The organism is Mesorhizobium sp. U510 (genome assembly GCF_059180695.1).
Map to the genome: position 1 here is coordinate 758,486 of NZ_CP180532.1, position 17,745 is coordinate 776,230.

A 17,745-nucleotide genomic window follows, 5' to 3' on the forward strand; every position below is an offset into this window, starting at 1 on the left:
GCGTGAAGGCTGTGTTTGCCGGAAGCCGTCGCCCGGAAGAATCCTTTGGTCATATGGGGCCTGCCTTATGTCTTTCAAACGCCAGATAGCCGCAGGCTTGATCCTTTTCCTCGCTCTTTGCGGCGCCATTTCGTCGGCGCGGGCGGAGCCCTTCAAGATCGTCGGCTTCGGTGACAGCCTGATGGCGGGTTACGGTCTCGGGCCCGGCGAGGGTTTTACCGACAAGCTCCAGGCCGCCCTGCGCGCCAAGGGCCGTGACGTGGCCGTCGCCAATGCCGGTGTTTCCGGCGACACCACCAGCGGTGGCCTGGCGCGGCTCGACTGGTCGGTGCCGGACGGAACCCAGCTGGTCATCCTCGAACTCGGCGCCAACGACATGCTGCGCGGCGTTTTGCCCGATATTCCCAGGAAGAACCTCGACGAGATGCTGGCCAAGCTCAAGCAGCGCAAGATCGCCGTGCTTCTGGCCGGCATGCGCGCCGCGCCCAATCTCGGCGCCGACTATCAGACCGCCTTCGACGCCATCTTTCCGGAGCTGGCGAAAAAATACGATGTCCCGCTCTACCCGTTCTTCCTCGACGGCGTCGCCGGGCAGCCCGGCATGCAGCTCGAGGATGGCCTGCATCCGAGCGCCAAGGGGGTCGACCTGATGGTCGAGCGCATCCTCCCGACGGTCGAGAAAGCCATTGCCGCGGTGCCCGGAGGCGCGTGAGGCCGGCCGGAACCGCTTTCCGTTAGGGAAATTTTTAGCAAAGACTGTGACCAATAAACCTCTTGCTCCGTTCGACTATCGATGATTCGCTATGGGTGACAGTTCGATTCGAGGAAGGGAGGCTCTTCATGCCGCGTCTTTTCACCGCCCTCGAAATTCCGCGTGATGCTGCCCTGTCGCTGTCCCTGCTCCGGGGCGGCCTGCCCGGGGCCCGCTGGATCGATGTCGAAAACTACCATTTGACGCTGCGCTTCATCGGCGATGTCGAAGGCCATGTCGCCGACGAGATCGCCAACGCGCTGGACCGCGTCCACCGCCCCTCCTTCTCGCTGACCCTGTCCGGTGTCGGCGCCTTCGGCCAGAAAAAGCCGCATGCGGTATGGGCCGGGGCGTCCGCCTCGCCCGATCTGGCCGCGCTTCAGGGCGAGATCGAGCGCATCTGCCAGCGGCTCGGCATCCCCGCCGATCCGCGCAAGTTCATGCCGCACGTCACACTGGCGCGGCTGCGCAATTCGAGCCCGCTGGATGTCGCGCAATACCTGTCGGCACGCGGCAATTTCTCGACGCTACCCTTCCGCATCGGCCGCTTCGTCCTGATGTCGTCGCGCGATTCGGTCGGCGGCGGCCCCTATATCGTCGAGGAAGCCTGGCCGCTGTCCGGCAACGATGCCCGCGCCGCCAGCCGCGTCGCCAGCGCCTCCGACGCGTCGCGGATCATGCGGTAGACTTCGGCAAAGGCCTCCGGCCCGTCATAATAGGGATCGGGCACGTCACGCGCCTGTCCGTGCGCGAACTCCAAAAACAGGTGCACCCGGTCCCGCGCGGGCGCCAGCGCCTTGAGATCGGCGACATTCGAGCGGTCCATGCCGAGGATCAGGTCGAAACGGGAGAAATCCTCACGCCGGACCTTGCGTGCCCGCTGTCCGGAAATGTCGATGCCGTGACGCATCGCGACCGCGATCGAGCGTGGATCGGGGGCCGAGCCGACCTCCCAGCCGCTGGTGGCGGCCGAATCGAGCAGCATGTCGCGGCCCCGGCCACGCTCGGCCCAGACGGCGCGAAAGACGCCCTCGGCCAGTGGCGAACGGCAGATGTTGCCGAGGCAGACGAACAGAATGGAATTTATCGGCTTTAAGCTCATTCGATATGCGCCGTTTGTGCATTTGGAACCCCAAAACCGCGAAGCACTCCGGGGCAACTTGCACTATGGTGAGGGTCAAATTCGAAATAGCACGGGAAAACATCATGACGAGAGAAAAACTCAGCAAGGACGCTATCACCGCTGCCCTTGCCGAACTCGGCGACTGGTCGCTGGCCCCGGACGGCGGCTCGATCAAGCGCAGCTTCGTTTTCAGGAATTTTTCCGAAGCCTTCGCCTTCATGACCCGCGTCGCGCTGGCTGCCGAGAAGATGGACCATCACCCCGACTGGTCGAATGTCTACAAGACCGTCGACGTGACGCTGAACACCCATGACGCCGGCGGCGTCACGGCGCTCGACATCGCGCTGGCCAAGAAGATGAACCACTATTTCGGCGGCTGAATGCACGCTTGGCCGTGAGCGGCGAGCCCAAATCGGCGCCGGCATCTTGCAGCCGGGTCCGGCTTTCACCACATTTTCCCCCGCGAGGCATGCGCCAGGACGCGCATGAGCCCGCAAGGAGTGATTGATGGCGCGAGAATCCGGTTTTGATTTCTTCGGCTTTGGCGACAGGCTGGGCGGCGAGGGCGAAGTGCGCGAGAAATTCTGGCGCACGGCCAAGAAGGCCGCGCGGCAGATCCCGTTCATGGAAGAGGTCGTTGCCGCCTACTACTGCGCCATGGACAAGAACACACCGCTGCGCGCCAAGGGCATATTGGTGGCCGCGCTCGGTTACTTCGTCCTGCCGGTGGACCTCATCCCCGACTTCGTCGTCGGCCTCGGTTTCACCGACGACATCGCCGTGCTGACCGCCGCGATCACCGCCGTCAGCGCCCACATCACGCCGGCACATCGCCAGGCCGCCAAGGACGCCATCGCCGACAGGAGCTGAGCACCTTCACGTGGCGCGCGCCCTGTGGACAGAGGCGTTTGGAGCCCTGCTGAAAAGTCAAACTCTTGCCGCTTTCGTGGCCTCCAAGTCGCCGAAGGGACGTCGCGCCGGCCGCTGACAAGGCGGCGGCGCGGGAATGGCGGCGGTTTCCTGGGGTGAGCGTCCTTTTCTTGAGGGAAATTCACCGTTTGGTAACCCAGATTAAATCAAAATGAAGCGACGGCAGGACGCCATGCGGCCCGCCCCCGCACCATTTGGAATACGGGAAAGACGATGCGCGGATTGATAGCACTAGTTTCGAGTCTGGTCCTGGTGGCCTCGGCAGCGCCCGTTCTGGCGCAGCAGGCGACCAAGATCGGCCAGCACAATGCCTGGGGCACCTACAGCTACCAGGCATCGGGCGGCAAGGTCTGCTACGTGCTCACCGTGCCGACCGACAAGCAGCCGCCGACGCTAGACCATGGCGACATGTTCTTCTTCGTCAGCCAGCGTCCCGGCCAGCAGGTGTCCTACGAGCCGCAATTCATCGCCGGCTACAATTTCCAGGAAGGCTCCAAGGCCACCGTCACCATCGACAAGAAGTCCTTCTCGATGTTCACGCGCGGCAAGTCGGCCTGGGTCGAGAACGCCGCCGAGGAGCCGGTGCTGATCGCCGCCATGAAGACCGGCACCGACATGAAGGTGACGGCGAAGTCCGGCCGCGGCAACCCCACCTCCTATGTCTTCTCGCTGAAGGGCATTTCGGCGGCGCTGTCGTCGATCGCCAAGTGCAAATAGGCTGCTGCCAACCCCGCTGACAAATCGCGACATCGACGCCACGATTATGCAAATGGTCGTGGAGCGGTGGCAGAAGACCGCCATGATCATAGCGAAGTCAGAAGAAGCACTTCGCAAAGCCGGCGTGGAAGCGTCCTGGGAAGAAATCGCCGAGCGAATAGCCGTTCTTGCCTCCCAGGGCGACATCGAAAATCAGGGCGATCTTTCCCTGTGGCGCAACAGTGAAGTTCGCCTCCCGCAGGCACCTGAGGGCCCGCCATAGGGGTTCTCGTTCAGCCCTGACCTGGTTCCGGCACGGTCTCCGCCCGCCGCCGCCGGATCGCTTCGGCGATGAAGACGCGCGACAGCGCATGATAGAGCGGCTCGTGCGAGATCATGCGCGCCGTGCCGTAGCCCAACATCGAGGCCAGCATCAGCGCGATGACATTGTCGTGATTGCCGGTCATCTCCAGGATGATGACGAAGGCCGTCATCGGCGCCTGCACGACGCCGGCGAAATAGCCGGCCATGCCGAGCAGCGCGGCAGCCCCCGCGCTGGCGCCGAACAGCAGCCCAAGCGAACTGCCGATGCCGGCGCCGACCGCCAGAGACGGCGCGAAGATGCCGCCGGGAATGCCCGAGACCATCGACAGCAGCCCGGCCAGGAATTTTTCGGCAAAGAAGAACCATGGCAGCGGCGCGCCTTCGACAGCGCCGCGCGCCTGCGCGTAGCCGGTGCCGAAGGTCAGCCCGCCCGAGGCGATGCCGATCACCGCCACGCCGAGCCCGCAGACAGCCGCCACCAGCAAGGCGCGCCGCAAAGGCTGCTGCGTGTGCCAGCGGCGGATCCGCCGCGTGATCTTCAGCGCCAGCAGCGAGAACAGCGCGCCGAAGCCGCCGCCGATGATGCCGCAACCAAGCACCAGCGGCCAGTCGGCGGCAAACGCGATCGTCTCCTTCGAGACGCCGAAATAGGTGTAATTGCCGAGCAGGCCGAGCGAGGCGAGGCCGGCCAGGATCACCGCCGTCAGCACCAGCCCGTTGGTGCGCGCCTCATAGGTGCGGCCCATCTCCTCGATGGCGAAGACGATGCCGCCCAGCGGCGTGTTGAAGGCGGCGGCAATGCCTGCGGCCGAGCCGGCCAGGATCAGGCCGCGCGCCTGCGCCATGCCGCCCCAGCGCGCCGCCTGCAGCATCAGCGACGCGCCGACCTGCACGGTCGGGCCCTCGCGGCCGATGGAAGCACCGCAGAACAGGCCGACGACGGTGAGCGCGATCTTGCCCGCCGCCAGCCGCAGCGACAGAAAGTGGTTGCGATCGTCGTCTTCACGCAAATGGCGCGCGGCGATCGCCTGTGGAATGCCGCTGCCTTGCGAACCCGGGAAGAAGGCGTGGGCGAGCCAGGCGCACAGGACAAAGCCGAGCGGCGTGATCGCAAGCGGCAGATAGAAGCGCCGGCCGCCACCATCGCCGATCATCATATGGAACAGCGTCTGCGCCTTGTCGGCCAACACCGCGAACAGCACGCTGATGACGCCGATCGAGACCGCGCCGGCCCAGAACACCAGCCGCGGCTGCCACACACGCCGCGAGCCCCACATCGCCCGCGAGCGCCGCAGCATGGGATGTTTTCGCGATGTTCCGGCCATGTCTGTCCTCGCGGTGAATGCCCAGCCCTAGCACAGGCATGAGGTCGATCAAGCCTGCGAGGTCAGGCCGCCGTCACACGCGAGGTAAATGACGGGGAGCGGGAAACGAAGTCCGGCGAAGTTGGGACTCGTATCAAAATGACCCGCCGGCGTGTGCGCCGGCGAGTCTCGATCGTGACAGGTCCAGTCTTACATGGCCATTTTTTCACATTCGGCCTGAGCCTTCTTAGTCGACGTATCGATCATGAAGGCTTTGCCCTTGGCGTCGGTCATCATCATCATGCAGTGCTTGATCGGCTTTGCCATCTTCATCATCTCGGCACCCATCTTTGCATCCGGCATCATGGTGCCCATGTGCCCATCCGGCATGATCGCCATCACTTCTCCGCCCTTCATCATGGTCATCGTGCCCATTGCGTCTTCAGCAAATGCCTGCGAGGCGGAAAGGCCGACGAGGCCGGCAATGACGGCGAACTTGATAGAGTTCATTCTGCATACTCCCATTTTATAGAGGCATGGTTGCCCCATTCAGACTTCGAAGGCGCGATGGGAATCGTTACGCGAACACGACCATGTGATCTCTCCTTTGCAGCGGGAAGATAGGGCAAAGCTGTCAGATAGCCGGAGCGGGCTGTCAGCCGAAGTGCGTATGGTTGCGTTCGCTCCGCATGACTCTGCCCGCAACCTGTGCTATGCGCCGCGCTTCAGTTCCCGGCACGATGGATGAAATCGGCCGCAAACCGCTTATATCAGTGCGACCATGACCCTTTCCTTCGACCTCACCACTGAAGGTGCCCGTGACGCGTTGCGCGCCCGCGCCGCGCCCGAGAAGCCGTCGCTGATCGGCCTGACGCGCGCCGAGCTTGGCGAGGCGCTGGTCGCGTCCGGCATCGTGCCGGAGCGCCAGGCCAAGATGCGCGCCCAGCAGCTCTGGCACTGGATGTATGTGCGCGGCGTTTCCGACTTCGCCGGCATGTTCAACATCTCCAAGGACTTGCGCGCCGAGCTCGACAAGCATTTCACCGTCGCGCGTCCCGAGATTGTCGAGGAGCAGATTTCTTCCGACGGCACCCGCAAATGGCTGTTCCGTTTTCCGCCGCGCGGCGCCGGCCGGCCGGTCGAGATCGAGACCGTCTATATTCCCGAGGAAGGCCGTGGCACGCTCTGCATCTCCTCGCAGGTCGGTTGCACGCTGACCTGCTCCTTCTGCCACACCGGCACGCAGAAGCTGGTGCGCAATTTGACGGCGGAAGAGATTCTCGCCCAGTTGCTCACCGCGCGCGACCGGCTCGGCGACTTCCCCGACCGCGACACGCCGGACGGCGCCATCGTGCCGGCCGAGGGCCGCAAGGTGTCCAACATCGTCATGATGGGCATGGGCGAGCCGCTCTACAATTTCGAGGCGGTGAAGAAGGCGCTGCTGATCGCTTCCGACGGCGACGGGCTTTCCCTGTCGAAGCGCCGCATCACGCTGTCGACCTCCGGCGTCGTGCCCGAGATTTTCCGCACCGGCGAGGAGATCGGCGTCATGCTGGCGATCTCGCTGCATGCCACCAATGACGATCTGCGCGACCTCTTGGTGCCGATCAACAAGAAATATCCGCTGAAGGAACTGATCGCCGCCTGCCGCGCCTATCCCGGCCTGTCGAACGCCAAGCGCATCACCTTCGAATATGTGATGCTGAAGGACGTCAACGATTCCATCGAGGACGCCAAGGGCCTGATCAAGCTGCTCAAGGGCATTCCGGCCAAGATCAACCTGATCCCGTTCAACCCGTGGCCGGGCACCAACTACCAGTGCTCGGACTGGGAGACGATCGAGAAATTCGCCGACTACATCAACAATGCCGGCTATGCCTCGCCGATCCGCACGCCGCGCGGCCGCGACATCCTCGCCGCCTGCGGCCAGCTGAAATCGGAATCCGAGCGCATGCGAAAAGTGGACCGGCTGGCGCTGGAAGCCATGATGATCGCGGGGCATGGGGAGGCGTGAGCCGTCTCGTCGCCGGGCTCAAACGCATCGCCATCATAGCCGTCGGTTACATCGCCGGTGTGCTGACCTCGATCCTGGTGCCGGTGCTGCTGATCACGCTGCTGGAAGGCATCGAATATGGCAACTGGTCGCTGGTTTTCACCTTCGACTGGCTCGGGTCCTTCCCGCTCGCCGTGCTGACCGTGGCGGTCTGCGCTCTGCTGATCGTTGGCCCCGCGATCCTGGTCGCCGAATGGCTGTCGCTGCGGGGATGGTTCTATTTCGCGGTCACGGGCGCGATCACCTCCATCGCCTTTGGCGTTCTTGTCCCTGGCTCGGCCGGAGGCTTTGTCTTCAATCCGGGCTTTCTCGGCTTCCTGGCCACGGCCGGCACCGTCGCCGGTTCGGTCTACTGGCTCCTGGCCGGGCGCAGGTCCGGCCGTCTGATGCCGCGAGATCCCGGATGACCCGTCTCGTCGCCTATCTCGTTCGCTTTGCCATGATCCTGTTCGGCTATGCCGTCGCCTCGCTGGCGGCGAGCGCCTTCCTCAACGTTCTGTTCCTGGCCTCGCTCGGCTACACGCCTGACCACACGCACCCGACGGCGACGGCTTCGCTGTATTTCTCGATCCCCTTCGTCGCTCTGTTCGTCGCCTATTTCGCCTTCCTGCCGGCGGTGATCGTCATCCTGCTTGCCGAAATCCTCGGCCGGCGCGACTGGCTGTACTATGCGCTGGCGGGTGCGGTGGTGGCGGCCGTCTTCCTCGGCCTGGTCGACCACTCCCAAGAGTCCACCTTCGCGATCACCGACACCAGCGCCATCATGGCGGTGATCGGCGGCGGCATGGTCGGCGGCATCTTCTACTGGCTGAGCGCCGGGCGCTGGGCCGGAAGCTGGTGGAAGGACGACAACGTCTCTACTTCGCCTGGGCCGTCAGGATCTTGAGCGCGAAGGCCGAGAACACGCCAGCGAAAAGATAATCGACCACCCGCGTGACGCGCGGGCTGGCCTTCATCGCCGCGGAAAATTTCTCCGCCGCCAGCACCATCGGCGCTGTCACCGGGATCGACAGCACGATGAACATCGAGCCCAGGAAGAACAGCTTGCCCGGCGCGTTCGGATCATGCGCGGAGACGAACTGCGGCAGGAAGGTCATGAAGAACAGGATGATCTTCGGGTTGAGCAAATTGACGCCGAGCCCGGCCGCCCAGCTGCGCAACAGCGAGATTTGCGGGCCTGTCTTCTTCTCCGGCGAAAAGGCCGAGCCCTTGGCGATGGCCTGCCAGGCCAGGAAGACGAGATAGCCGGCGCCAAAGATCTTCAGCACGAAAAAGGCCATCGGCGAGGCGACGATCAGCGCCGAGACGCCCACCACCACCAGCGTGGTGTGGATCAGCGTGCCGCACAGCGCGCCGGCCATCGAGGCAAAGCCGGTGGCGCGCCCCTGGCTCAGCGTGCGCGAGACGAACAGGGTCATGTCAGGCCCGGGCGTGATCGCCAGGATCACGGTGGCGATGGCGAACTGGATCAGTGTGGTGGTGTCGGGAATGAAGGACATGGCAGGCCCCAGGGAACGTGTAGGCCTATACAGGATGCGTCACGCCGGCGCCAGATAAAGCGTTGATCCAGCATGGCAATCGCTTCGGTAACTGCAGTTTCCAGCCTATGGCGGCGAGCGCCAGCCGGCGGCAGCCCGCATCCTGGCAGGCGCCTCGAAGGCGGGCGGGCCGTCCTGGCCATCAGGCCCGCCGATGAGCACGATCTGATCGATCGGCTTGGGGCGGCCGAGGAAATAGCCCTGCGCCTCGTTGCAGCCCTCGACCTGCAGGATGGTGAGCTGGACATGGGTCTCGACGCCTTCGGCAAGCACGGGAATGTCGAGGCTGCGCCCCAGCGTCAGCACGGCGCGGATGATCGCCTTTGCCTGCGGGCTGCGCTCGACATCGGCCATGAAGGAGCGGTCGAGCTTGATCTTGTCGAACGGGAACGAGCGCAGCGTGTCGAGCGAGGAATAGCCGGTGCCGAAATCGTCGATCGCGATCGTCACGCCAAGCGCCTTGATCTGGCGCAGCACGTGCAGCGTGCGCACCTTGTCGGCGACGATCGTCGATTCGGTCAGCTCGAGCTCGAGACGCTTCGGCGACAGGCCAGTCTCGACCAGGATCTGATGGACGAGCGTTGCGAGATTGGCATGGGCGAACTGCACCGGCGACAGATTGACCGCGATCTTGTGGCCATTGTCCCAGGAGGCTGCCTGGCGGCAAGCGGTGCGCAGCACCCATTCGCCGATCGACAGAATGGAACCGTTCTCCTCGGCGATCGGAATGAATTCGGCGGGCGGGACCATGCCGTGCACGGGGTGCGTCCAGCGCAGCAACGCCTCGTAGCCGCACGTGGCGCCGGTTTGCACCGAAGTCTGCACCTGATAGTGCAGCGAGAGCTCGCCCCGGTCGATTGCCTGGCGAAGATCGGTGGCCAGCGCCCGGCGCGCCCGCGCCGTCTCGTCCATCGCCGATTCGTAGAAGCAGACGGCCCGCGTCACGTCGTTCTTGGCCCGGTACATGGCCAGATCCGCATTGCTGACCAGCCTCTCCCGGTCGGCCCCGTCGCGCGGATAGACGGCAACGCCGATGCTGGCGCCGGTGACGCTCTCGAAATCGTCGATCCGCAACGGCTCGAACAGTGACTTCTCCAGCCGCGACACCAGGCCGAGCAGGTCGTTCTGGTCCTTGAAGCGCTTGATGGCGGCAAATTCGTCGCCGCCCAGCCGGGCGACGAACTCGCCGTCGCCGGCCAGCTTTGCCAGCCTGCGGGCAATGATCTTGAGCGCCTGGTCGCCGGCGGCGTGTCCCCGCAGGTCGTTGATTTCCTTGAACCGGTCGAGGTCGATGACGATGACGGCGGTCATCGTGCCCTGATCCTCGCGCGCCCGCTCGATCTCATGGTCGAGGCGGTCGTTGAAGGAGACCCGGTTGGCAAGGCCGGTGAGCGCATCGTTGAGGGCAAGATGCTGCAGCCGCTCGAAGCTTTCGAGCCGACCGCGTTCGTCGATCAGATAGCTGGCGAAGCCGGTGGCGGCGACGATCAGACCGACCACGGCGACCGCGACGGCCATCGCTTCCAGGATATCGGGATTGGTGCCCGTGGTGATGAAGGAAAGCGGCGTCACCGCCACCGCCGCCATCGCCGTGAAATGCAGGCCGACGATCGCCAGCACCAGAAGGCCGATGCCGACATAGTGCGACCAGCGGTACGGCCGGCGCATCGCATGGCCGACCGCCACGGAGGAGAATGCCATCGCGATCAGCACGGAAGCGATGACGTAGAAGGCGTCCCATTCGACGATGCCGGCCACGTGATAGGCCATCATGCCGGTATAGTGCATGGCCGAGATCGCCAGGCCGACGGCACACCCGCCCCATTCCGGCGCCAGGCCGCGGCCTTTGCCGAGCGCAAGACCGAAGCCCGCCCCGGTTCCGACCATGGCGATGACCAGGGAGATCATGGTGAGCGCCGGATCGAAGGTGATCGGCGCGCCGGGCTGATAGGCGAGCATAGCGATGAAATGCGTGCACCAGACCGAGGAACCGGCCGCGACCGCGGTCAGGAAGAGCCATCCCCGCATCTGCACGCCGACGGTTTTCCTGGCGCGGTCCAGGAGGCCGATCGTCACCCAGCAGCCGGTGACGCACATCAGCGCCGCCAGCAGGACGAGCCACAGATTATGCTCCGTGAAGATGCATGATATGACGCGCATCAGGAATGGTCCAAGCCCGAGACACCCGCAATGAGCAGGCAAAAGCCGCTTCGCCACCCTTGCGTGGCCAGGGCAATTCTGTGTCGCTGGTTTAGCGGCAGGACGTGAAAACTTGCTTAAATCCCGGGCATAAATGCAGCCCATGATTGCAGCAGGTTGTTTTCCCAGGCGCTTTATCGCAAACCGGGGACCGCGCCAGCGAAAAGCCTGATGCCGTTCTATGCCCTCGCCGCGCGCTGGATCAGCAGTCTGGCGCCGCGCCTGCTTGCTCGCTTTGCCGTTCCTGCTAAAAGGCGCTCCGACAATGCGTGACGCCCTTGCCCAGGCGTCCGCCACCGACGGAGCAGAAATGTCCAAGACCAAAGACGTCAAGAAAGTCGTGCTCGCCTATTCCGGCGGCCTCGACACATCCATCATCCTGAAATGGCTGCAGACCGAACTCGGCGCCGAGGTCGTCACCTTCACCGCCGATCTCGGCCAAGGCGGCGAGCTGGAGCCGGCACGCAAGAAGGCCGAGATGATGGGCATCAAGGACATCCGCATCGTCGATGTGCGCGAGGAATTCGTCGCCGACTTCGTCTTCCCGATGTTCCGCGCCAACACCGTCTATGAAGGCACCTATCTGCTCGGCACCTCGATCGCGCGGCCGCTGATCTCCAAGCACCTTGTCGAGATCGCCAGGGAGACCGGCGCCGATGCGATCGCGCATGGCGCCACCGGCAAGGGCAATGACCAGGTTCGCTTCGAGCTGTCGGCCTACGCGCTGAACCCCGACATCAAGGTCATCGCGCCGTGGCGCGACTGGTCGTTCAAGTCGCGCACCGACCTGATCAACTTCGCCGAGCAGCACCAGATCCCGGTGGCCAAGGACAAAAGGGGCGAGGCGCCTTTCTCGGTCGACGCCAACCTGCTGCACTCCTCTTCCGAGGGCAAGGTGCTGGAAGATCCCTGGAGCGAGCCGCCGGAATTCGTCCACCAGCGCACCGTCTCGCCGATGGACGCGCCGGACAAGGTCACCGAGATCGAGATCGAATTCCTGAAGGGCGATCCCGTAGCGCTCAACGGCAAGAAGCTGTCGCCGGCGACCATGCTGGCCGCCCTCAACGATCTTGGCCGCGACAATGGCATCGGCCGGCTCGACCTGGTCGAGAACCGCTTCGTCGGCATGAAGTCGCGCGGCGTTTACGAGACGCCCGGCGGCGCCATCCTGATCGTGGCCCACCGCGCCATCGAATTGATCACGCTCGACCGTGGCGCCGCGCACCTCAAGGACGAGTTCATGCCGCGCTACGCCGAGCTCATCTACAACGGCTTCTGGTTCTCGCCCGAGCGCCTGATGCTGCAGGCGATGATCGACAAGAGCCAGGAAGACGTCGAAGGGACGGTGCGGCTGAAGCTCTACAAGGGCAATGTCATGGTCACCGGCCGCAAATCGAAGAAGACGCTCTATTCCGACGCGCTGGTCACCTTCGAGGACGATCGCGGCGCCTACGACCAGAAGGACGCCGCCGGCTTCATCCGCCTCAATGCGCTCAGGCTGCGCACGCTTGCCGCACGCAACCGCAAGGGCTGATACCCAAACAACGGCCTGGCGCTATCAATCATGTCCAAGAAACCCGGCGGAGACGCCGGGTTTTTATTTTGTACCGCTAATATAAGGAAAATGAAGCCACCTGCAGTCGGTTCTTGTTTGACCTTTTGACAGCTTCATCTAAGTTCATTTACGGGTTTTGGGGGTTTTGACCGTAAAAAAGCATTCCTCTTCTGCTTGGCGCGGTCGTCGTCTTGGCAGTATGCCAGCCCTCGCAGGCAAGCGCCAAGCGCGACCCGAAGGCGGGGGCGGCCGGGTGCATCGACGTCGTCCATTCATGGAACACCACCGCCAAACACGATATGGCTTCGTTCATGGGTGTGTCGCTCGAGCGCTTGCCGGCTTTGTTCTGCCAGCGTCTTTACGATGGTATCCACAGCGGCCGGATCAGCTATTCCGACATAAACCGCCTGCAGCTCGACCAGCCGACCGAAATCTGGATGGTCCTCAAGGGCAAGCCAAAGCCGGCTGCGCCCACGCGATCCCAAGCGCCGCGGTCATCCAACTTCCGCAACTGCAGCGGTGTCGACGGCGCCTTTCAGGTTCCCATTTCCCAGAAATGCCCGCTGAGCGGCTGGGCGCATTATTGAAAGTGATGCGCTCAGGCGCTCGGATCTTACTTTTTCTTACGGGGCTAGGGGAGGTTTTACAGTGAAAAACGGAATTTTTCTGCTTGCAGTGGTCGCCGTCTTTGCCGGATGCCAATCAACGCAGGCGGCGCAGACATCCAAGTTCCGTACCTGCAAAAGTTTTGATGGTCCGTTTCAGATTCCCGCCTCCCAGCAATGCCCACTGAGCGGTTATGCGCAGGGTTCCGGAGTCCCGACGGTCATCGAGGGCAAGCCAAAGGCGGCGGCTCCGGCGCGGCGAAACCCCAATTTCCGTACCTGCAAAAGTTTCGACGGCCCCTTCCAGATTCCCGTTTCGCAGCCATGCCCGCTGAGCGGTTACGCGCAGGGTTCCGGCGTCCCGACGGTCATCGAGGGCAAGCGAAAGGCGGCTACCCCGGCCCGGCAGAACCGCTACTTCCGCAACTGCAACGGTATTGACGGCACTTTCCAGGTCCCCATCTCCCAGAAATGCCCGCTGAGCGGTTACGCGAACCATTGAGAGTGATGTGATCACGCGCCTTGCCACGCCTGGAACCGGTTTCCTGCCGGCGTTGGCTGTCCTGGCGAGTTTGGCTGTTGCCAAAGCCGACGACTATGACCCCGCCTCTCTCGACCTCGCCGCGCTGATCGAATGCCGCGCCGACGTGTCCGCTTATACTGGCTACGCCCTTTGGCTGGCCGGTGACCCCGGCGCGGCGAGCACGCTCGGCTGGAAAGAGGTGCCGTCAGGCAATGCCTTCCTGCGGCAGTATCGACTGCCCGCCCCGACCCGTGTCTTCGGGCGCGAGACGGCGACAATCGTGTTTACCGCATCAGGGCCGATGGCTGTGCTTGACGGCATTGCAGCAGCGGATCTCGCTCGGCAGCTCGACGTCCCGGCAATGGTCTCGTCGCCGGACAAGTTCCTTGGCGAGAAGGTCGTTGCCGAAAGCACAGACAACACCGGCGGCGTCAGCCTTTCCACGCGCATCACGCTCAACGTCTCGACCGTCACTTCCCATCCCGGCAAGACACTGGCCGGCTGCTCCTACGTGCTTGATGTGGAATAGAAAATCCGGCGTTGCACGGAGTTCGATTGAGCCAAGTGAAATACGCCCCCGGCTCAGGGATTTGACCGGCGCATCGGCGACGACCCCGCTGCCGGGAACGCCATCGCTTCGTTATCCACGGGTGGAGCAAGGAGCGCAGCGACGCAGCGCAGACCCGAGGATGACGAAGTTGGATGCTTCGGCCATTCCCGGATCTCCGTGATCGTCCACGCAACAAAAAAGCCCGGCGCATGGCCGGGCTCTTGTCGGATAGGGACTTCAATCAGTCGCCGTCGATCGCCGTGGCGATGCGCACGATGGCCTGCTGGTAGACGTTGGCGTCATTCCAGCCGGCAATGGCGCCGATATTGTCCGCCGCGCTCGCGCCCCGCCGCCAGCCATGGGCTTTCAGGAAGTTGGCGGTGGAAGCCAGTGCGGTGGCCTTGTCGCGCAAATTGCCGCTGCCCACGCCATATTTCAGGACATTCCCGGGCAGGAACTGCGTATGGCCGATCTCGCCGTGCGCGGCGCCGACCGACGAGGCGCTCAGGGCGCCGCGATCGACCAGCTTGAGCGCCGCAATGGCATGCGGGTGAAAGAATTCCGGACGGCGGCAATCATAGGCAAGCGTCAAAATGGCCGAGACCGTGTTCTGGTTGCCCATGGATGAACCGAAGCCGGTCTCCATGCCCCAGATGGCCAGCAGCACGCCGGGCGACACGCCGTAATTGCTTTCGATCTGGCTGAACAGCGCCGCGTTCGACTTTTTCAGCGAACGGCCCTTGGAAATAATCGCCGCGCCGCCACGGCGCTTCATGAAGGCATCCACCGAGCCGCTGAACGCCTTGTGAATGCCCCGGTCGACAGAAATTGTCTTTGTCGCGTAAGTGGCGCCGGCCAACGCGGCCAGACCCTTGGCGCCGACCCCTTCGGACTTGGCCTCTGCGGCGAACCCCGGCTTCCAGGCATCGAAACCCGCACCGTTGCTGCCACAGCTGGCCGCCGCCTGTGCGCCCGTCGCCAGCCCAAGTACGGCCACCACCGCGGCCGCTAAAATCCTACCCTTGGCAAGAAATGCCATATTGTTCTCCTGGTTGCCTGATTCACGTCCCATCTGCGAATTTGCCAGCGAAACGAGCATTTGTCACCGTCCGCCGCACGATGCTGGCGAATGCCGGGGAATTTGCCTACGATCAAGTGATTATTGTGGCGGGGTCGAAATAGCCATGGAAGACGTTGATATCACGTCGGCGGCCGCGCCTGGACCAGCGCCCGGCATGTCGGTGTGCCTTTCGACATAGGCGGCGTGATCATCGGCGGCGCGGCGGGGCTTGCCGCGGCTGGCACCCTGCAGGCGATGGGCCGCATGCGGCGAAATAGCGTCGACACATGCGGAACGGCGGCCGGCGCTCGGCGTTGGGCACCTGCCGCCCGCTGGGCTCTGAGGTTTTGAGGCCGACATGAAACTGTTCGACTGCCCGCATTGCGGCCATCGTCTCTACTTCGAGAACGCGCAGTGCCTGAACTGTTCGAGCCTCGTGCTCTACGATCCCGAGCACGCCCGCTTCGCCTTGTCGGGCGCCGACGGCATCTTCCAGTGCACCAATGCCGATGAATGCGCCTGCAACTGGATGGCCGAACCGGGACATGGGTTTTGCCGCGCCTGCGCGCTGAACCAGCTGATCCCCGATCTCTCCGTCGACGGCAACCGCCGCCGCTGGATCCGGGTCGAGGCGGCGAAGAAGCGCGCCATCTATTCGCTGCTCGCTTTCGGCCTGCCGGTGGCGCCCAAACCGGCGCCGGCCGACGAGGTGGGCCTCGCCTTCGACTTCCTCGCCGATCCGATCGGCGGCGGGCCGGGCGGCGAACGCATCCTGACCGGCCATGACAATGGCCTCATCACGCTCAATGTCGCCGAGGCCGATTCAGCCGAGCGCGAGAAGCGCCGCGTCGAGATGGGCGAGAATTACCGGACGCTGCTCGGCCATTTCCGCCATGAACTCGGCCACTATTACTGGGACCGCCTGATCCGCGACGATGCGCAAAGGCTGGACGCTTTCCGCGCTTTGTTCGGCGACGATCGCGCCGATTACGAACAGGCGCTGAAAGCCTACTACGCCAATGGTGCCGCGCCCGACTGGCAGCAAAACCACATCTCGGCTTACGCCACCTCGCATCCCTGGGAGGACTGGGCCGAGACCTGGGCCCACCATCTGCACATCACCGACACGCTGGAGATGGTCCACGCGCTGAACTTCCCGCTCGGCCGGCTGGAGACGGTGGAGGCCAATGATCTGCCGCGCGGCGACACCGGCGGCGAACTGCAGGCGGCCCCTTCGGAACCTTCCAACGCGCCCGAGCCCTTCAAAAAGATCCTTGCCCGCTGGCTGGTGCTGTCGGAAGCCTCCAATTCGATCAACCGCTGCATGGGTCTGCCCGACCTCTATCCCTTCGTCATTTCGGACGTGACGGCGCGAAAACTGGCCTTCGTTCACGAGCTTTTGACCGGCCTGCCGAAAGACGCGGGAACAAATCGTGAGTTGGCGCGGGCGTTTTAGCCGGAACGCATGCGCCGCTGCCCCGTTTTCACCGCCGAGGGACCATGAAAACGGAGTGAGACCATGAAATCCGTCTTGTTGCCGCAATTGCCGGGATGATGACCGTGATGTCGGGCGCCGCCTTTGCCGACACCGCCGTCTCGGCCGTCACCGATCTCAACGTGCGCGCCGGCCCCGGTCCGCAATATCCGGTCATCGGCGTTCTCGCGTCCGGCCAGTCGGCGACGCTCAATGGCTGCATCGAAAACAGCAAATGGTGCACCATCGCCGAAGCCGGCGGCCAGGGCTGGGTCTATTCCGACTATGTGACGGCCGATTTCAGCGGCAGCCGGGTGATCCTGACGCAGCGTCCGCACGGCTCCAGTGTGGCAATCGTCTCGCCGCCGGAAGACATCGGCAATTATTCGACCGACTATACCGGTGCCATCGTCGCCGGCCAGCCGGCCGAGGACGCCTTTCCCCCGCCTCCCGCCGAGGTCCGCACCTATGTCGATACGCATCGTCTCGACCCCGTCTATCTCGACGGCGAGGTGGTGACCGGCGCGACCCTGCCCGACACGGTCGAACTGCGCGAAATTCCCGACTACAACTACCGCTATGTCTATGTGAACGGTCAGCCGGCGCTGATCGACCCGCAGACACGGCGCATCATGTACGTGGTTCGTTGACAGAAACCGGCGGTCGCCAAGACGGCAACAGGTTGCCTGTATTGGGAAGCGCCACCCTTTGCGAAGGCGTCCTTCTCCCCGTCACTATACGGGGAGAAGATGCCGGCAGGCAGATGAGGGGCGGCGTCGAGCTTCCTGATGCCACGATCATGGCCCGGTCAGGACTTGGAGACTGTCGCCGCCCGGCCCTTGTCTTGACTCTTCGGCCGATTTCCTGTCTACACGCCTCGAATTCCGCGACGAGTATCCCTCCGAGCAAGCCGACCAGGACGCCGAAGCCTCTATGAGGCCGTGCTGTAAATAGATCCTGGAGGCCAACACCCGGCAGCGCAATGCGCCCCCGGGTGCTTTTTGGTTTTGGGCTTTGCTTTTGCTTGGACAGTTGGCGCGAACGCATTACCTCTCGGTTC

Annotated in this window: 21 protein-coding genes; 15 read left to right on the plus strand and 6 right to left on the minus strand. The window is 63.8% G+C overall.

Features of this window, described 5'->3' with window-relative positions:
- The first annotated feature begins 67 nt into the window (after positions 1-67).
- Together ACLGL5_RS05650 and thpR are read left to right on the plus strand one after the other, a co-directional pair.
- Positions 68-712, plus strand: coding sequence for an arylesterase (locus ACLGL5_RS05650; RefSeq protein ID WP_027047545.1), 645 nt, complete (start codon positions 68-70; stop codon positions 710-712).
- Between the two features lie 128 nt (positions 713-840).
- The gene (thpR, locus tag ACLGL5_RS05655) at positions 841-1,437 is read left to right on the plus strand and encodes an RNA 2',3'-cyclic phosphodiesterase (RefSeq protein ID WP_019862074.1); all 597 of its coding nucleotides are present in this window, start codon (positions 841-843) and stop codon (positions 1,435-1,437) included.
- Here thpR and ACLGL5_RS05660 read toward each other — a convergent pair.
- Positions 1,341-1,853, minus strand: a complete 513-nt coding sequence (locus tag ACLGL5_RS05660) for a low molecular weight protein-tyrosine-phosphatase (RefSeq protein WP_083246483.1) — start codon at positions 1,851-1,853, stop codon at positions 1,341-1,343. The genes thpR and ACLGL5_RS05660 overlap by 97 nt on opposite strands.
- A 104-nt stretch (positions 1,854-1,957) precedes the next feature.
- Here ACLGL5_RS05660 and ACLGL5_RS05665 point away from each other — a divergent pair, with 104 nt between their 5' ends.
- From ACLGL5_RS05665 to ACLGL5_RS05680, 4 genes are all read left to right on the plus strand, one after another.
- Positions 1,958-2,254, plus strand: coding sequence for a 4a-hydroxytetrahydrobiopterin dehydratase (locus tag ACLGL5_RS05665; RefSeq protein ID WP_027047546.1), 297 nt, complete (start codon positions 1,958-1,960; stop codon positions 2,252-2,254).
- 127 nt (positions 2,255-2,381) lie between these two features.
- On the plus strand, positions 2,382-2,744 hold the full coding sequence (locus tag ACLGL5_RS05670; protein WP_038650638.1) for a YkvA family protein: 363 nt from the start codon (positions 2,382-2,384) through the stop codon (positions 2,742-2,744).
- A 273-nt stretch (positions 2,745-3,017) separates the two neighbouring features.
- Positions 3,018-3,521, plus strand: a complete 504-nt coding sequence (locus ACLGL5_RS05675) for an invasion associated locus B family protein (RefSeq protein ID WP_010912373.1) — start codon at positions 3,018-3,020, stop codon at positions 3,519-3,521.
- 82 nt (positions 3,522-3,603) lie between these two features.
- The gene (locus ACLGL5_RS05680) at positions 3,604-3,783 is read left to right on the plus strand and encodes a hypothetical protein (protein ID WP_141700876.1); all 180 of its coding nucleotides are present in this window, start codon (positions 3,604-3,606) and stop codon (positions 3,781-3,783) included.
- Between the two features lie 10 nt (positions 3,784-3,793).
- On the opposite strand, the gene ACLGL5_RS05685 is transcribed toward ACLGL5_RS05680, so the two are convergent.
- Both ACLGL5_RS05685 and ACLGL5_RS05690 read right to left on the minus strand, forming a co-directional pair.
- Positions 3,794-5,149, minus strand: a complete 1,356-nt coding sequence (locus ACLGL5_RS05685; protein ID WP_069090525.1) for a chloride channel protein — start codon at positions 5,147-5,149, stop codon at positions 3,794-3,796.
- Between the two features lie 189 nt (positions 5,150-5,338).
- Positions 5,339-5,638, minus strand: a complete 300-nt coding sequence (locus ACLGL5_RS05690) for a hypothetical protein (protein WP_019862080.1) — start codon at positions 5,636-5,638, stop codon at positions 5,339-5,341.
- Between the two features lie 271 nt (positions 5,639-5,909).
- Between ACLGL5_RS05690 and rlmN the strand changes: the two genes are divergently transcribed.
- From rlmN to ACLGL5_RS05705, 3 genes are read left to right on the plus strand one after another with little or no spacing between them, the layout of a single operon-like run.
- On the plus strand, positions 5,910-7,142 hold the full coding sequence (gene rlmN / locus ACLGL5_RS05695) for a dual-specificity RNA methyltransferase RlmN (RefSeq protein WP_019862081.1): 1,233 nt from the start codon (positions 5,910-5,912) through the stop codon (positions 7,140-7,142).
- The gene (locus ACLGL5_RS05700; RefSeq protein WP_019862082.1) at positions 7,139-7,588 is read left to right on the plus strand and encodes a hypothetical protein; all 450 of its coding nucleotides are present in this window, start codon (positions 7,139-7,141) and stop codon (positions 7,586-7,588) included. The genes rlmN and ACLGL5_RS05700 overlap by 4 nt, the downstream gene beginning before the upstream one ends.
- Complete coding sequence (locus tag ACLGL5_RS05705; RefSeq protein WP_019862083.1) at positions 7,585-8,067, plus strand: hypothetical protein; 483 nt, start codon at positions 7,585-7,587, stop codon at positions 8,065-8,067. The genes ACLGL5_RS05700 and ACLGL5_RS05705 overlap by 4 nt, the downstream gene beginning before the upstream one ends.
- On the opposite strand, the gene ACLGL5_RS05710 is transcribed toward ACLGL5_RS05705, so the two are convergent.
- Positions 8,039-8,680, minus strand: a complete 642-nt coding sequence (locus ACLGL5_RS05710) for a LysE family translocator (protein ID WP_038650649.1) — start codon at positions 8,678-8,680, stop codon at positions 8,039-8,041. The genes ACLGL5_RS05705 and ACLGL5_RS05710 overlap by 29 nt on opposite strands.
- 105 nt (positions 8,681-8,785) lie before the next feature.
- Complete coding sequence (locus ACLGL5_RS05715; protein WP_069090526.1) at positions 8,786-10,879, minus strand: putative bifunctional diguanylate cyclase/phosphodiesterase; 2,094 nt, start codon at positions 10,877-10,879, stop codon at positions 8,786-8,788.
- A gap of 349 nt (positions 10,880-11,228) precedes the next feature.
- Between ACLGL5_RS05715 and ACLGL5_RS05720 the strand changes: the two genes are divergently transcribed.
- The 4 genes from ACLGL5_RS05720 (at position 11,229) to ACLGL5_RS05735 (ending at position 14,130) form a co-directional block, all read left to right on the plus strand.
- A complete protein-coding gene (locus ACLGL5_RS05720; protein WP_494372884.1) occupies positions 11,229-12,452 on the plus strand; it encodes an argininosuccinate synthase in 1,224 nt (407 codons plus the stop codon).
- A gap of 332 nt (positions 12,453-12,784) precedes the next feature.
- Complete coding sequence (locus tag ACLGL5_RS05725; protein WP_245307002.1) at positions 12,785-13,060, plus strand: hypothetical protein; 276 nt, start codon at positions 12,785-12,787, stop codon at positions 13,058-13,060.
- 61 nt (positions 13,061-13,121) lie between these two features.
- The gene (locus ACLGL5_RS05730; RefSeq protein ID WP_019862090.1) at positions 13,122-13,580 is read left to right on the plus strand and encodes a hypothetical protein; all 459 of its coding nucleotides are present in this window, start codon (positions 13,122-13,124) and stop codon (positions 13,578-13,580) included.
- Between the two features lie 7 nt (positions 13,581-13,587).
- Complete coding sequence (locus ACLGL5_RS05735; protein ID WP_069090528.1) at positions 13,588-14,130, plus strand: hypothetical protein; 543 nt, start codon at positions 13,588-13,590, stop codon at positions 14,128-14,130.
- 262 nt (positions 14,131-14,392) lie between these two features.
- Here ACLGL5_RS05735 and ACLGL5_RS05740 read toward each other — a convergent pair whose 3' ends face one another.
- Complete coding sequence (locus ACLGL5_RS05740; protein ID WP_069093218.1) at positions 14,393-15,190, minus strand: lytic murein transglycosylase; 798 nt, start codon at positions 15,188-15,190, stop codon at positions 14,393-14,395.
- A gap of 379 nt (positions 15,191-15,569) precedes the next feature.
- Between ACLGL5_RS05740 and ACLGL5_RS05745 the strand changes: the two genes are divergently transcribed.
- Both ACLGL5_RS05745 and ACLGL5_RS05750 read left to right on the plus strand, forming a co-directional pair.
- On the plus strand, positions 15,570-16,667 hold the full coding sequence (locus ACLGL5_RS05745) for a zinc-binding metallopeptidase family protein (protein WP_069090529.1): 1,098 nt from the start codon (positions 15,570-15,572) through the stop codon (positions 16,665-16,667).
- A 98-nt stretch (positions 16,668-16,765) separates the two neighbouring features.
- Entirely contained in the window at positions 16,766-17,335 is a 570-nt protein-coding gene (locus ACLGL5_RS05750; protein WP_069093219.1) for a DUF1236 domain-containing protein, read from the plus strand.
- The last annotated feature ends 410 nt before the right edge of the window (positions 17,336-17,745 follow it).

Coding starts and splice junctions, on each gene's coding strand:
- ACLGL5_RS05650 (WP_027047545.1), top strand. CDS start 68: ATGTCTTTCAAACGCCAGATAGCCGCAGGCTTGATCCTTTTCCTCGCT.
- thpR (WP_019862074.1), top strand. CDS start 841: ATGCCGCGTCTTTTCACCGCCCTCGAAATTCCGCGTGATGCTGCCCTG.
- ACLGL5_RS05660 (WP_083246483.1), bottom strand. CDS start 1,853: ATGAGCTTAAAGCCGATAAATTCCATTCTGTTCGTCTGCCTCGGCAAC.
- ACLGL5_RS05665 (WP_027047546.1), top strand. CDS start 1,958: ATGACGAGAGAAAAACTCAGCAAGGACGCTATCACCGCTGCCCTTGCC.
- ACLGL5_RS05670 (WP_038650638.1), top strand. CDS start 2,382: ATGGCGCGAGAATCCGGTTTTGATTTCTTCGGCTTTGGCGACAGGCTG.
- ACLGL5_RS05675 (WP_010912373.1), top strand. CDS start 3,018: ATGCGCGGATTGATAGCACTAGTTTCGAGTCTGGTCCTGGTGGCCTCG.
- ACLGL5_RS05680 (WP_141700876.1), top strand. CDS start 3,604: ATGATCATAGCGAAGTCAGAAGAAGCACTTCGCAAAGCCGGCGTGGAA.
- ACLGL5_RS05685 (WP_069090525.1), bottom strand. CDS start 5,149: ATGGCCGGAACATCGCGAAAACATCCCATGCTGCGGCGCTCGCGGGCG.
- ACLGL5_RS05690 (WP_019862080.1), bottom strand. CDS start 5,638: ATGAACTCTATCAAGTTCGCCGTCATTGCCGGCCTCGTCGGCCTTTCC.
- rlmN (WP_019862081.1), top strand. CDS start 5,910: ATGACCCTTTCCTTCGACCTCACCACTGAAGGTGCCCGTGACGCGTTG.
- ACLGL5_RS05705 (WP_019862083.1), top strand. CDS start 7,585: ATGACCCGTCTCGTCGCCTATCTCGTTCGCTTTGCCATGATCCTGTTC.
- ACLGL5_RS05710 (WP_038650649.1), bottom strand. CDS start 8,680: ATGTCCTTCATTCCCGACACCACCACACTGATCCAGTTCGCCATCGCC.
- ACLGL5_RS05715 (WP_069090526.1), bottom strand. CDS start 10,879: ATGCGCGTCATATCATGCATCTTCACGGAGCATAATCTGTGGCTCGTC.
- ACLGL5_RS05720 (WP_494372884.1), top strand. CDS start 11,229: ATGTCCAAGACCAAAGACGTCAAGAAAGTCGTGCTCGCCTATTCCGGC.
- ACLGL5_RS05725 (WP_245307002.1), top strand. CDS start 12,785: ATGGGTGTGTCGCTCGAGCGCTTGCCGGCTTTGTTCTGCCAGCGTCTT.
- ACLGL5_RS05740 (WP_069093218.1), bottom strand. CDS start 15,190: ATGGCATTTCTTGCCAAGGGTAGGATTTTAGCGGCCGCGGTGGTGGCC.
- ACLGL5_RS05745 (WP_069090529.1), top strand. CDS start 15,570: ATGAAACTGTTCGACTGCCCGCATTGCGGCCATCGTCTCTACTTCGAG.
- ACLGL5_RS05750 (WP_069093219.1), top strand. CDS start 16,766: ATGACCGTGATGTCGGGCGCCGCCTTTGCCGACACCGCCGTCTCGGCC.